Here is a 14041-nt window from a genome sequence, read left to right on the forward strand (position 1 = left end):
CACTTTTTTACGCCACTAAGCGTGGTTGTCATAGTAATGGCAGTATTTGTTGGGTATTTATTCTTTTTTCAGGGAGAAGAGGATGAGCCATCTCAACGCGACATGACTGCCCCTGTGGTAGTGCACGAAGTGGGGATGGTTGAATTTCGTGACATTATAGAAGGTCTAGGTACTGCTCAGGCAAAAGAGTCCGTAGATATTATGGCCCGGGTGTCGCAGAACGTTCGTGAAATCCACTTCAATGATGGTGATGACGTTGCCGAAGGCGACTTGCTGGTTGTCCTGAATGATCGCGAAGAACGGGCCAGAGTGCAGGAGCTTGAATTCCGTCTGGCTGAAAACACACGTCAATTGAACCGTTTACGCGAACTGGCTCAGGAGAACGCGGCGTCACGAAGCATGATTGACGAACAGGAAGTACGTGTTGAACAGACCTCTGCTGAACTTGAAGTGGCCCGTACCCGCTTAGAGGAAATGACCATACATGCGCCTTTTGAAGGTCGTTTAGGCATCCGTCAGGTAAGTCGCGGTTCTTTAGTACGTCCCGGTGATGTGATTACAACTTTAGACAATATCTCCCCTATTTATGTCGACTTCAGTGTTCCTGAAGTGTATTTACCGAGTCTGGCACAGGGCCAGCGGATTGCGGGTCTCTCTACAGCCTATCCGGATCGCGAATTCAATGGTCAGATTGTTAGCCTGGCGTCACGAGTCGATCCTATTACCCGTTCTATTCAGGTTCGCGCGGAAATCCCGAATGAAGGCCGCGAATTACGCCCAGGCATGTTGATGCGGGTAAAATTGGAGCGTCAGGTGGACACCACGCTTATGGTGCCGGAAGCTTCGGTTATTCCTATTCGTAATGAGTTTCATGTATTTCGCCTGAATGAAGAGAGCCGGGTGGATCGTATAGAAGTAGAAATTGGCCGTCGCCAACCAGGCTGGGTAGAAATTCTAAGCGGGTTGAGTGAAGGAGATATTATCGTGCGGGAAGGCGTGGTTCGTCTGCGTGATGGTTTACCTGTGTCACCACGGGAGCAGTAATCCATGTTTTTGTCCGATATCTCCGTAAAACGACCGGTTTTTGCGACCGTACTTAATGTTCTTCTTATTCTGTTCGGTATCGTTGCATTTTTGTCCTTGCCAATGCGCGAGTACCCTAATATAGAACCCCCTGTGGTTTCTATTAATACCTATTATCCAGGGGCTAGCGCTGAAATTATGGAGCGCGAAGTCACTCAGCGTATTGAGCGTGGCATTAGTGGTATTGATGGTATTAAAACCATAGATTCACGCAGCCGCAACGGCAGTTCACGAGTTACTATAGAGTTCGATACCGGACGGGATATCGATTCTGCTGCTAATGATATCCGGGAACGGGTACAGCGAATAACCCGGCGTTTACCGGATCAGGTAGACCCGCCCGAAATCACCAAAGCAGGTGCCGACGAAGATACGGTCGTCTGGTACAACTTGCGCAGTGAAAACATGACTAGTGAGCAGCTGACCGATTATGCCCGGCGTTTTATGCTGGAACGGTTAGCCATTGTTGATGGTGCTGCCCGGGTGAGATTCGGTGGTGAGCGTCGTTATGCGATGAAGCTCTGGCTGGACCGCGACGCTATGGCAGCGCGTAACGTAACAGTCACGGATATCGAAAACCGTCTGCGTGCGGAGAATGTTGAGCTGCCTGCCGGCACTCTGGAGTCTCATGACCGCGAATTTGATGTGCGGGTGTCTCGTTCCTATCTAAGCCCTCAGGACTTTCAGGGGTTAACCATACGTAGTGGCGATGATGGTTATCTGGTACGACTTGGTGAGGTGGCCCGGGTTTCGTTAGAAGCTGAGAATGACCAGTCAGATTACCGCTCTAATGGTGTCAACATGATTGGTATTGGCATACAGCGCCAGGCTGAGGCCAATACGCTGGAAGTGGTAGAGAATGCGGATCGTGAAGTTGAGCGTATCAGACAAACTTTACCGGCCAGTATGACACTGGTAAAAAGCTATGATACGTCGACATTTATCAGAGACTCTGTAAATGAAGTTTATAATACTCTGTTCATTGCGATGTCGATGGTTGTGATTATTATTTACCTTTTCCTCGGTAACCTGCGGGTTACCCTGATCCCTGCTATTACAGTACCAGTAGCGCTGCTGTCTTCTTATATTGTACTCAGCGCTATGGGCTATTCGATTAATTTGTTAACCCTGTTAGCGCTGGTGCTTGCCATTGGTCTGGTGGTGGATGACTCTATTGTTGTCATGGAAAATATCTATCGCCGTGTAGAAATGGGCGATCCGCCATTGCTGGCGGCTTACCGGGGAGCCAGGGAAGTTGGCTTTGCGGTTGTAGCCACTACCATGGTTCTGATTTCAGTCTTTATGCCGCTGATGTTCCTGGAGGGCAATCTGGGACTGCTGTTCTCGGAATTTGCCATAGCGCTCTCTGCTGCAGTGGCCTTTTCAAGTATCACGGCGCTTTCACTATCGCCAATGCTATCTTCTAAAATCCTGAAAAAAGGCGGCGCCAGCGGTGGTTGGTTGCGGCGCAAGCTGGATGCCGGTTTTGCTAAACTGGAGAGGGGTTATGAAGGCGGCTTACGGCGTACTGTTTCTTTCCCTAGCCTTGCGTTCGTAGTGGTTTTACTCGCTGGCGCTGGCAGTTATCTGATTTTTAATGAGTTGGGTCAGGAGTATGTTCCTGCGGAAGACCGTGGCAACTTCTTTGTTATTGTGCGCGGTGCTGAAGGTGCCACCTATGAATCCAATAGCCGTAACATGCGCAAAGTGGAAGAAGTTTTGCTGCCTTACGTCGATGAAGGAAAAATTAATCGACTTATCGTGCGCAGTCCGGGCTGGGGAACCAGTGCGGGTGTTGCTATTGTCGGGACCGTACCGCATCACGAAAGGGACTGGAGTTCGTTTGATTTAATGGACGAAATGACTGAAAAACTGGATCAAATTCCGGATGTGATTGCTTATGCCAACATGCGCAGCTCATTAGGCGGCGGTGGCGGTGGTGGCCGCCCGGTTCGTTTTGTCTTGCAAGGGCACGATTTTGACCAATTGGCGGAATGGCGTGACATCGTTGTTGCTCGTGCAGAGGAAAATGAAGGTTTCCGGCAGGTAGATAGTAATTACCGCGAAACAGTCCCTCAGCTATCAATCAATATTGATCATGATCGCGCTGCTGATCTGGGTGTTTCTATTGGTGACATTGGACGTACCCTGGAAAGCATTATGGGGCAACGGCGGGTGACCACTTACTCAGACAGAGGCGAAGAGTACGATGTTATTATCGAAGGTGAACGCGAGGATTACCAAACGCCCTCCGATATAAATAACATTTACGTTCGCTCGCAAAGCTCTGGTGAGCTGGTGCCTATGTCAAACCTGGTCACTGTCAGAGAAGGGGCTACGGCACCTCAACTAAATCGTTATAATCGACTACGTGCTATTACCATAGATGCTAACCTGGCCGATGGTTACCCCTTGGGCGAAGCGCTGGCATTTCTGGAGAATGTGGTACATACCGAATTGCCGGAAGAAGCCGCTTACGACTATCGGGGGGAGTCACAGCTATATAAGGAAGGCGGTAACGCTATTTACTTTATATTTATGCTGGCGCTGGCCATTACATTCCTGGTATTAGCGGCGCAGTTTGAAAGCTTTATTCATCCCTTTGTTATCATTCTGACGGTACCTCTGGCTATATTCGGTGCACTGTTCGGGCTTTGGGTTGGTGGTATGACCATCAATATCTATAGTCAGATTGGTATCATTATGCTGATAGGTTTAGCGGCTAAAAATGGTATTCTGATAGTTGAGTTTGCAAACCAGCTAAGAGATGCGGGCATGAAATTTGAAGAAGCCGTGGTGAAAGCATCCCGGTTACGCTTGCGCCCTATTATCATGACGGCGTTTACAACCCTGATGAGTTCACTGCCACTGGTACTGGCTGTAGGGCCTGGCTCTGAGAGCCGTTCGGTAATAGGTGCCGTTATATTCTCAGGTGTAGCTTTCTCGGCCTTTATGACGCTCTTTATTGTGCCCGCACTTTATATGGCGATGGCGAAAAATACGGGGTCACCTAAACTTCTTTCGAAACGTCTGGCGAAAATGGAAGAAGACTATCCGGATTTACGTGCGGAAGATATGGCATTGCAGGAAGCTAAAGGCGCAGACTAAATTAAACCGTCTTTAATGATGCCAGAGCATTTCGTTCTGGCTCACTGGCAAGCCTGAAAGCACATTACGAGCATACTGGGGGTGATTGGTGAAAATACCATCCACCCCCATTTTTTTGAGCCATTCAATGTCCTGAGCCTGATCTACGGTATACACATAAATGGGCATGCCGCGCTGGTGCGCATCGTCGACCAGTTGTTGATTGACGAAGTCCACGCAGGCATGCACAGAGTATGCGTTTAGCGCAGTAGCAAAGGCTGCATAATCGAGCATGCAATTGGCGCTTAAGGCTCCCAGCTGCAACCAGGGGCACTGGCTTTTCATGTGCTTCAGCCAATGATGATTGAATGAAGATACAATTAGCTGAGGCTGTTGGAAGTGGTATCTGTTGAGCGCCAGATCGAGCATGTGACAAAGCTTGTCTGGGTCGACTTCACCTTTTATTTCTATATTCAGCATGCACTGACCATTAATAAAAGTCAGCACTTCCTCTAAGGTGGGCACCGGTTGTTGGCCGAAGACCTTGAGGGTCCGTATCTGACCTGCGGTTAAGTCTTGCAGACGTCCGGGGTGTGCAGTCAGTCGCTCCAGATAACGGTCATGGAAAACAAATATTTCACCATCTACCTGGTAAATATCAATTTCAATGCCATCGGCCTGAGCATCTATTGCCCGGCCGATAGCTGTCAGGGTATTTTCCGGAGCTTCAGCACTTGCTCCTCGATGGGCGATGATCAGCATATCAGTCGATTAACTGACCTAAAACGGTACGCATCATGGTGCGGTCTCCGGATTTTAAAGCTTCATCAAAGAACATCATGTCTTTAGGGAACGCCATAACGACGGTAGAACCTAGTTTAAAGCGACCCATTTCGTCGCCTTTATCGATATTGACGGCATTTAAGCCTTCCGCGGGGTAACTCCAGCTGTGTATTCTGGGTCCTGTAGGAGGTGTCACTGTGCCCGCCCAGACGGTTTCAATACTAGCTACTATAGTAGCGCCAACCAGAACCATGGCAAAAGGTCCCTGCGGACTGTCAAATAAACAGACCACCCGCTCATTACGGGCAAACAGATTAGGTATATTTTCAGTGGTTAGCGGGTTGACGGAAAAAAGGTCGCCCGGCACGTAGGTCATTTTACGCAGGGTCCCGTCCAGCGGCATGTGAATGCGGTGGTAATCCTTGGGAGCCAGGTAAATGGTAGCGAACTGACCGTCATTGAAAAGTTCAGCGTCTTCCTCGAAACCACCTAACAGAGCTTTCAGACTGTAGTCATGACGTTTAGCCTGGATCAGCGTATCGCCCTGGATGGCGCCCAGTTGACTGACAGTGCCGTCGACGGGATGCGCCAGCTCATCCTTATCTGCCTGCAGGGGGCGCATCTCTGCTTTTAAGGGGCGAGTAAAGAATTCATTGAAAGTTGCATAATCGCGAGGGTCTTCATGCAGCGCTTCGCTCATATCCACTTTATAACGATTGATAAACCAACGCATAAAGGCCTGAGTTGCCCAGCCAGCCTCTGCGGATGCAAACTTACCCATGGCCCGTGAAACAAAGTGTTTGGGTAACAGGTACTGAGATTTAATTTTAAACTGATCGAGTTTGGTCATGGATAAGCTCTCATGCTTTTTCTAGTGAATCTATAATGCGATGGTAGTTTTGCAGCCTTTCGCGATCTAGCTTGCCCTGCTCAACGGCTTCCTGCAATGCGCAGCCGGGGTCATTACGATGACTGCAGTCGCGAAATTTACACAGGCCAATATAGGGGCGGAATTCGCGAAATCCCCAGGTGACGCGTTCGGCTTCTATGTGCCACAAACCAAATTCGCGGATACCGGGAGAGTCAATTAAAGCGGCATTGTTAGGTAAGCGGTGCAAACGGGCCACAGTGGTCGTGTGCTGGCCCAGCCCTGAGTTGCTTGAAACATCACCGGTGACTATATCGGCGTCTGGCAGAATAGCATTCACTAAAGATGACTTACCTACCCCGGACTGACCGACAAAAATAGAGGTATTATTCGCCATGAGCGCAGTTAGCTGGTCCAGACCAGCCTCTTCGGTGGCGCTGACTCTGGCAACCTGATAACCAATATCCTGGTATAACTGCAAGCGTTCATTAATGTAGTCAGTAGCAGCGCCTTCCGGCGCAATTAAGTCTGTTTTATTGAGCACAATAACGGGCGTAATCGCAATGTCTTCGCAGGCTACAATATAGCGATCCAGTATTTGCGCAGAAAAAGCGGGCAGAGGAGAGGTCACCACAAATATCTGGTCAATGTTAGCTGCCACAGGTTTAATGCCATCGTATATATCGGGTCGGGTTAATACGCTACGTCGGTCTTCTACTGCTTCAATAACGCCTTGCAGACCCTGCTCAGTTTCCGGCGCACGACGCCAGGCCACGATATCACCCGTGATCAGGCTGCCTGCAGTGCGACGAATATTGCAGCGCAAGACTTCGCCATCAGCGCTTTCAACATCCGCGTGCTGGCCGAAGCGACTGATAATAATGCCAGGCTCCATATTACCCAGCTGTTCGGCCGACCATGTCAGCTCCTGCTTCACTTCGCGCTTGGCAAGGCGTTTGTGCATATTGCTGCGCACACGTCGTTGTTGGCCTTTGTTGAGTTTATTGTGGCGACCCACCGTATACCTTTAATTGGTTAACAAGTTTCTTGCTTGCTATCATACAACAATTGTCAAAATCTCGCTTGTGCTTTCAAAGCCGGCAAAGGAGCTATACATGAGTGAAAACTCACAACGTTTGATTTGGATAGATTTGGAAATGACAGGCTTGCTGCCGGACAGTGATGTGATCATAGAAATAGCCACCATCGTCACTGACAAGGATTTAAATGTAATTGCGGAAGGACCTGTTCTTGCCATAAAGCAAAGCGATAAGACACTGGCTGATATGGATGACTGGAATACCCGTACTCACACCCAGTCAGGCCTGGTGAAGCGCATTAAGGAAGAAGGTGTATCAGCCGCAGAGGCGGAAGCGGCAACGATAGAGTTTTTGCGCGAGCATGTAGCTGAAAACACTTCACCTATGTGTGGCAACAGCATTTGTCAGGACCGTCGGTTTCTGGCGCGTTACATGCCAGCACTGGAAGCTTATTTTCATTACCGTAATCTGGATGTCAGTACTTTAAAAGAACTGGCGAAGCGTTGGAAGCCTGAAGCTATTAAAGGCTTTAAAAAGCAAAATGCGCACACCGCACTGGCGGATATTAAAGAATCCATCGATGAACTGGCGCATTATCGAACAACTTTGCTGAATTTATAAAAAAACAACTAAAAGGGGCTTGCAAACCGCCTCAGGTTGAGTAAAATGCGCCTCGCAGTTGAGACAAAGCCTCAACGCACTTTTGCGAGTATAGCTCAGTTGGTAGAGCGCGACCTTGCCAAGGTCGAGGTCACGAGTTCGAGCCTCGTTACTCGCTCCAAATTTAAAAGCCTGAACATCGAAAGATGCTCAGGCTTTTTTTATGCCTTAATATTGTCATCTTGCAAGTTTAGACTCCCTTTTTATTCTTTATCTGGGACTTGCATGCAATGACTCATTTTTCTCGTCGTGATTTTTTAAAGGTATCAACGTCCGCTATGTGCGCGGTGGCGGTATCCGCTTCTTTGACCACTCGAAGCATGGCTGCGGATATGCCTGTTACCGATGTCAGTTTTGAACATGGGGTGGCCAGTGGTGACCCCCAGACAGACGCGGTCATACTCTGGACCCGGGCTGAGCCCGAGAATGATGTCGCTGCCGTAACTATAGAATGGCAGCTGGCCAGCGATTCCGAATTCAAGAACATAGTGCGCTACGGCAACATTACCACTTTCAAGCATCGTGATTACACGGTGAAAATAGATGTTCAGCGGTTGCAGCCAGGTCAGCGCTATTACTATAGATTCAAAGGCAAGAATCAGTACTCTCCAGCTGGTGTGGCCAGCACGCTTCCCCAAGGCAGTTTAACAAGCCTGAAAATGGCTGTATTTTCCTGTTCTAATTACCCTGCGGGTTATTTCAATGCCTACTCAGAAGCCGCTAAAGATCCTGATTTGGATATAGTGGTGCACTTAGGGGACTATATTTATGAATATGGTGCCGGCGGCTATGCTACTGAAAAGTCCAAGGAAATCGGGCGTGCTTTTGCGGCGGATAATCAGGGTGAATTGCTGACCTTAAACGACTACCGAAAACGTTATGCTTTATATCGCAGTGATAAAGGGCTGCAGGCAATGCATGCAGCAGCACCTTGCATTGCGGTATGGGACGACCATGAAATTGCCAATGACACCTGGAAAAGCGGTGCTGAAAATCATGACCCGTCAAAAGGTGACTTTTACCAGCGCCGGGCAGCTGCGGTTCAGGCTTATTATGAGTGGATGCCAATAAGACCTCCTCAGGGTGAGCAGTCGGCCCACATCTACCGTAGTTTTGATTTCGGAGACCTGTTCAGTCTGCATATGCTGGACGCCCGGATTATAAAGCGTGCCCGACAGCTTGAATATGCAGATTACCTGGACGCAGAAACCCAACAACTGGATATGCCCCGTTTTATGCAGGACTGGCACAGTGACCGGGATATGCTGGGCCGTGATCAACTGCACTGGTTAGGTGAAAAGCTGCGAAACTCGAACAGCCGCTGGCAAATTTTAGGGCAGCAGGTATTGATGAGCCGAATGCATTTGCCGGCGGAGTTGCTGGGTAATAGTGACCTCACTAAAGCTCCGAAACTACTTGAAAACCTGCTGCCATTAAAACGACGACAGCTTGCCGGAGAGGCGCTGGAACCTGCGGAAAGAGCTCGGCTAGAGCAGCAGATGCCCTATAATCTGGACGCCTGGGACGGTTACCCCACAGCTCGGGAGTCTTTGTATCAGGCGGCTGACGAGGCCGGCAAATCTTTGGTTGTGTTGTCGGGCGATACTCATAATGCCTGGCACAACAATCTACTCAATGCTCAGGGGAAACAGGTGGGAGTTGAATTTGCGACATCAAGTGTCAGTTCACCAGGTATTGAGCATTATCTGCAACTGGATGACGAACGAGCACCAAGTGTAGCAGAGGCTTTTACACTGTTAATCGATGACCTGCAGTATTGTAATCTGCATCAGCGTGGCTTTATGAATCTGACCATAACTCATCAAGACATGGAAGTGGAATGGGTCTTTATCGATAACATTCTGAGCGAGGACTATGAAGTTGTTGGGCGGCACAAAGTGACGCATAGAGCTTAATACAGGGCTTTAAAAAGAAAAACGGCACCGTGAAGGCGCCGTTTTTCTGTGCTTTATGTTGTTTTACATGCCAAAGCGCTTGCTGAACTCGGCCCCTATCATGCGCGGTGGCCCGGCAATGAATGAAGGATTACCGAAGCTGGCACCTGTATTGCCCGCATCTACCAGATAAGATTTATCAAACAGGTTGTTGGCAAAGAGTTTTAACGTCCAGTCGTGGCGCGTGTTTTCGATGCCAATACGAGCACTGGTCAATTGCACCGGACCCTGGCGTATATCGAGACCCACTACAGGCTCATTTTCCGGCTCAAAGAACACATCTGAACGGAAGCTATACACCACAGAGCTGGTCAGGTTGTAGGTACCATTCAGTGGTCGGTTATAAAAAGCTCCGGCACTGAAAGTCCATTCAGGCTGCAGCCGGAAGCGATTCCCGGCCAGGTCGCCATTGCTGCTGTTGTCGTCAATGCCAGCGTCTATATAGGCCATATTTGTAAACAGCTGTAAGTTATTACTTACCCGGGCTCTGATATCCGCTTCTACACCTACATTAGAGGCCGAGCCTGCATTGTCGGTATAAAAATTTCCAGCTTCGTCCTGCAAAGTAACCTGAAAATCCGAATAATCCTGATAAAAAATAGAAGCTGTGTAATTGATTTTGTTATTCCATAAAGTGCCTTTAAGACCGGTTTCATAATTCCAGATGATTTCTGCAGGCACCTCGCTGACATTTGTTATCAGGTTGCCTCCGGCGTCCAGCCCCGGTGAGACATCCATGACTTCAGAGCGTCTTCCTTTACCTATGGTGGCATACCAATTGGTATGGTCGGTTAGCTGATAGAGCGCATTAAAGCGAGGCAGCCAGGCATCAAAGCTGTTATTGGCGGTGAGTTGTTGCCCTTCGGTGCTGATAAGCGGTAGCAGAGGCACACCTGCTAACACTGAATTACCAATCTGGGAACTGAAACCACTGGTACGGTCTTCTGTCACATAGCGAATACCAGAAGTCAGTTCCAGGCGATCAGTGACCTGGTAGGCGACATCAACAAAGGCAGAGTAAGCTTCGTTTTCACCAAAATTAGTGAATTCAGCCTGGTACGGCAGCATGTCAAAGGCACCGCCGGTTAATGTTGGTGTTAACAGGTTGACTGAACCATCTGCATTAATGCAGGGGAGCCCTGAGCCAAGTTGGCCTACGCAATTTAGAAAAATAGACTCTTCAGTACTGAAAGGAACTCGCTGAAAACCGTCTTCGGTGAAGTAACTTACGCCAAACAGGGTAGCAGTGCGGTCACCGATATGGCTAAAGCGGAGCTCCTGGCTGAATTGATCGCCCTGCGCATCTTCTCCAAACTCAAGGAACCAGGCCTGTGTGCCATCGGCATCAAAGACTTCCAGCGAGTCAAAACTGCGGTGCGCTGTAATGGAGGTGAATGTCAGGTTATCGGATAATTCCCAGTTCACGGTCAGATTGATATCTTCAACCGTGCGGTCGAGGCCTAACTTGTCGCGACCAAGCACTTCTGCGGAAAAAGGACTGCCGGTCATTTCAACGAAGCTATAAGGACTGGTATCGCCGCCTGTAGGTGCGAATAATCCGTTCTTAAAAGAGGTCCCTGTGTCTTCATTTTTCTCGTATGTATAGACCAGGTCCAGGGTTAAATCAGGCGTTGGTGTGAGGCGTAATGAAGGACGAATACCGGTTCGCTGAATACCGTTCATATCGTGCTGTCTTGTACCTTGCGGGTTTTGCGCAGCATCTGTTCCGGCAATATTGCGAATATAACCGTCACGTTCACGGTGGCTGAAGGCGAGCCGCCCCTGAGCCAGTGAATTACCACCGGTAATAAAACCTTCCGTATTACGGGCACTGTAATCACCGCCGCCCAGTCGTATTTCTGCAGAAAAATCTTCTTCAGGTTTGCGGGTCGACACCGCCAGGGCGCCAACCGCCGCTGCGGTGCCAAAGAGTGTCGATTGCGGACCACGCACCACTTCCACCCGTTCTATATCAAAAAGCTCAAAATAAGAGCCCCGAGACCGGGAAATGTCAGCGCCGTTATAATAAACCGAAACTCTGGGGGCTGCCTGAGCGGAGCCACTGTCAGAGGTAATGCCGCGAATGACAAAACCCGGATTGTTGGGGCTTTGCTCCTGAATCACCAGGCCCGGCGTGATATCCGAGACCACATCCAGCTCCATAATGCCCAGTTCCTGCAAAAAGTCGCCGGTATAGGCGCTAATTGTAGCTGGCACATCCTGAATCGATTGTGTTCGCTTTTGCGTGGTTACCGTTATACGTTCTATCTCAGTATCTTCTTCCAATGCCCAGACGCTGGTGGAGGTTAAAGCCGCGGCAATCAGACAGGAGAGTCTTTTCATTTTTATTTTCATATGGGTTCCGAGTTGATCCTGATAGTGGAAAGCCCTACGAGAATAGAAATGCTTCGCGGCAATTCGGTGAACTTTTATTGACGGTTTTATTAAACTTCAGATTTACTCAGCTAGTCGCAAAAAAGTCATATAGCTGAGGTAAAGTAAGTGGTTATTTAAAAAGGGAGAAAAGAAATGATAGTCGCGCTTTATATAGGCCTTATGCTAAGCACCGCGAGCGAGGCTACAGTAGCCAGAGATGTGGCGATCCAGTTTGGCGACCGACCATTTTATTTACTCGACCAATTGCCGCCAGGCGCACTGCAACAGCGTTTAGAAAATTGCGATTTGAGCGAGCTTGAGGCGCAGAATTTTTCCATTGCCCACCGCGGTGCACCTTTATTTTATCCCGAACATTCAAAAGCATCTTATTTGGCCGCCGTGCGTTCAGGTGCCGGCATTATCGAGTGCGATGTCACTTTTACTAAAGATCACGAACTGGTCTGTCGGCATGCGCAGTGTGATTTGCATCAGACTACGGATATTCTGTTACGCCCAGAAATAGCCCCAGCCTGCTCTCAACCATTTACTCCGGCAAGCGAAGGTAAGCCAGCAACCGCAAGCTGTTGTGCCAGTGACATCAGTTTGCAGCAGTATCAGCAGCTGTGTGCGCGTATGGATGGTGTTGACCCGCAAGCTACTAACGTAGAAGACTATATACAAGGCACGCCGGAATGGAGAACTGAGCTGTATGGCCACTGTGAGCAGGTCATGACGCATGCCGATAGCATTGCTTTGATTGATAGCTATGGTTTGAAAATGACTCCGGAGCTCAAGGAGCCTGAACTTACTATGCCGTTCTCTGGTTTTAGTCGGGAAGACTTCGCGGATAAGATAATCGAGGAGTACACTGCGGCAGGCGTGAGCCCGGAGCGAGTGTATCTGCAGTCTTTTCATTTGGAGGACATCTTGTGCTGGATAGAAACTGCACCTGACTTTGCCCGTCAGGCTGTATGGCTGGATGGTCGTTATACGCTGCAGGATTTTGATCCTGGACAAGCAGACAGCTGGCGGCCATCGATGAGTGAATTAAAAGAGCAGGGCGTGAATATTATCGGACCACCTTTGTGGATGTTGGTGACAGAGAGGGATGGTCAGGTGGTACCTTCTGAATATGCCCGCAAAGCAAAGGCAGCAGGGCTTGAAATCATTACCTGGACACTTGAGCGTTCCGGGCCCCTGGATCAGGGGGGAGGCTGGTATTATCTGAGTATTCAGCAACTTACTAATAGCGATGCTATGGTGTTGCAGCTACTGGATGTATTAGCCAATGATGTAGGTGTACTGGGCGTATTTTCCGACTGGCCCGCAACCACTTCGTTTTTTAGCCACTGCAATGAATAAAAAGATGGGGTCAGCGCTAAAACTCACCATTTTTTAACCACCGGTTTTCTTTTTAAAAATAACTTAATAACAATGAGTTATCTCTTTTTCGTGGTGGTGAATTTTAGCTCTGACCCCGGTTATTTTAAAGTTTGTTGATGGCTTCTTCGATGGGGCTGTCTCCGTTGATCAGATCAAAGGCCTTGCCTGCGGTATTGGGTTTGTCGATAAGTTGATGCACAACGCTGGCGACATCGGCTCGCGTAATGCTGCCGGGTTCTAAATCGCCGGCGATGCTAACTTTGCCGGTAGCTTCTTCGTCCACTAAAGCGCCGGGGCGCACTATGGTATAAGCCAGGCCGGAACGGATAAGTTCGCGGTCCGCGTAATGTTTGGCGACAAAGTAAGGCACTAAATCAGGATGCCAGTTTTCACGGTTGTGTGCCTGCATGGCACTGACCATCACAAAACGTTTGATGCCCGCCTGTTGTGCAGCTTCTATCGACTTCACGGCGCCATCCAGGTCGATACGCAAAGTCATATCGTCTTCAGTGCTGGCGCCTGAACCTGCTGCAAATACCACCGCGTCACTGCCGCTTAAGGCTGCTGCAATATCTGCTACAGAAGCGGTGAGGTCCAGGAGGCAGGCGTTAATGCCCTGCTCACCTAATTTGTCCAGTTGCTCCTGTTTGCGTACCAGGGCAACAACATCGTGCTGAGGGTCCTGGTGCAGCTTAGCGACCAGTTGTTTACCGATTTTGCCATTGGCTCCAATTACACTTACTTGCATCATAACTCCTTACGTCAAATATATGATGATAAGCATAGCTGTTTAAAGAGAAAGTATG

10 protein-coding genes and 1 tRNA gene are annotated in these 14041 nt (G+C 49.1%); 6 read left to right on the forward strand and 5 right to left on the reverse strand.

Annotation, left to right across the window (positions count from 1 at the left end):
* Positions 1 to 36 precede the first annotated feature (36 nt).
* Both CWE09_RS13020 and CWE09_RS13025 read left to right on the forward strand, forming a co-directional pair.
* Positions 37 to 1044, forward strand: a complete 1008-nt coding sequence (locus CWE09_RS13020; protein WP_241974373.1) for an efflux RND transporter periplasmic adaptor subunit — start codon at positions 37 to 39, stop codon at positions 1042 to 1044.
* 3 nt (positions 1045 to 1047) lie between these two features.
* Positions 1048 to 4191, forward strand: coding sequence for an efflux RND transporter permease subunit (locus tag CWE09_RS13025; RefSeq protein ID WP_126804491.1), 3144 nt, complete (start codon positions 1048 to 1050; stop codon positions 4189 to 4191).
* 12 nt (positions 4192 to 4203) lie between these two features.
* On the opposite strand, the gene CWE09_RS13030 is transcribed toward CWE09_RS13025, so the two are convergent.
* From CWE09_RS13030 to rsgA, 3 genes are read right to left on the reverse strand one after another with little or no spacing between them, the layout of a single operon-like run.
* The gene (locus tag CWE09_RS13030; protein WP_126804492.1) at positions 4204 to 4932 is read right to left on the reverse strand and encodes a glycerophosphodiester phosphodiesterase; all 729 of its coding nucleotides are present in this window, start codon (positions 4930 to 4932) and stop codon (positions 4204 to 4206) included.
* Between the two features lies 1 nt (position 4933).
* A complete protein-coding gene (asd, locus tag CWE09_RS13035) occupies positions 4934 to 5803 on the reverse strand; it encodes an archaetidylserine decarboxylase (protein WP_126804493.1) in 870 nt (289 codons plus the stop codon).
* A gap of 10 nt (positions 5804 to 5813) precedes the next feature.
* On the reverse strand, positions 5814 to 6839 hold the full coding sequence (gene rsgA / locus CWE09_RS13040) for a small ribosomal subunit biogenesis GTPase RsgA (RefSeq protein ID WP_126804494.1): 1026 nt from the start codon (positions 6837 to 6839) through the stop codon (positions 5814 to 5816).
* 97 nt (positions 6840 to 6936) lie between these two features.
* Here rsgA and orn point away from each other — a divergent pair, with 97 nt between their 5' ends.
* The 3 genes from orn to CWE09_RS13055 all read left to right on the forward strand — a co-directional run bounded on the left by orn (position 6937) and on the right by CWE09_RS13055 (position 9437).
* Positions 6937 to 7482, forward strand: a complete 546-nt coding sequence (orn, locus tag CWE09_RS13045; RefSeq protein ID WP_126804495.1) for an oligoribonuclease — start codon at positions 6937 to 6939, stop codon at positions 7480 to 7482.
* 84 nt (positions 7483 to 7566) lie between these two features.
* A tRNA-Gly gene (locus CWE09_RS13050) sits at positions 7567 to 7642 on the forward strand.
* A gap of 109 nt (positions 7643 to 7751) precedes the next feature.
* Complete coding sequence (locus CWE09_RS13055) at positions 7752 to 9437, forward strand: alkaline phosphatase D family protein (RefSeq protein ID WP_126804496.1); 1686 nt, start codon at positions 7752 to 7754, stop codon at positions 9435 to 9437.
* A gap of 63 nt (positions 9438 to 9500) precedes the next feature.
* Here the strand turns inward: CWE09_RS13055 and CWE09_RS13060 are convergent, their stop codons facing one another.
* A complete protein-coding gene (locus tag CWE09_RS13060; protein WP_241974374.1) occupies positions 9501 to 11819 on the reverse strand; it encodes a TonB-dependent receptor in 2319 nt (772 codons plus the stop codon).
* Positions 11820 to 12005: 186 nt separating this feature from the next.
* Here CWE09_RS13060 and CWE09_RS13065 point away from each other — a divergent pair, with 186 nt between their 5' ends.
* The gene (locus CWE09_RS13065) at positions 12006 to 13214 is read left to right on the forward strand and encodes a glycerophosphodiester phosphodiesterase family protein (protein WP_126804498.1); all 1209 of its coding nucleotides are present in this window, start codon (positions 12006 to 12008) and stop codon (positions 13212 to 13214) included.
* A gap of 124 nt (positions 13215 to 13338) precedes the next feature.
* Here CWE09_RS13065 and CWE09_RS13070 read toward each other — a convergent pair whose 3' ends face one another.
* Complete coding sequence (locus CWE09_RS13070) at positions 13339 to 13986, reverse strand: SDR family oxidoreductase (RefSeq protein ID WP_241974375.1); 648 nt, start codon at positions 13984 to 13986, stop codon at positions 13339 to 13341.
* Between the last annotated feature and the right edge of the window lie 55 nt (positions 13987 to 14041).

Origin of the sequence: Aliidiomarina minuta (assembly GCF_003987145.1) — a bacterium.
GTDB lineage: Bacteria > Pseudomonadota > Gammaproteobacteria > Enterobacterales > Alteromonadaceae > Aliidiomarina > Aliidiomarina minuta.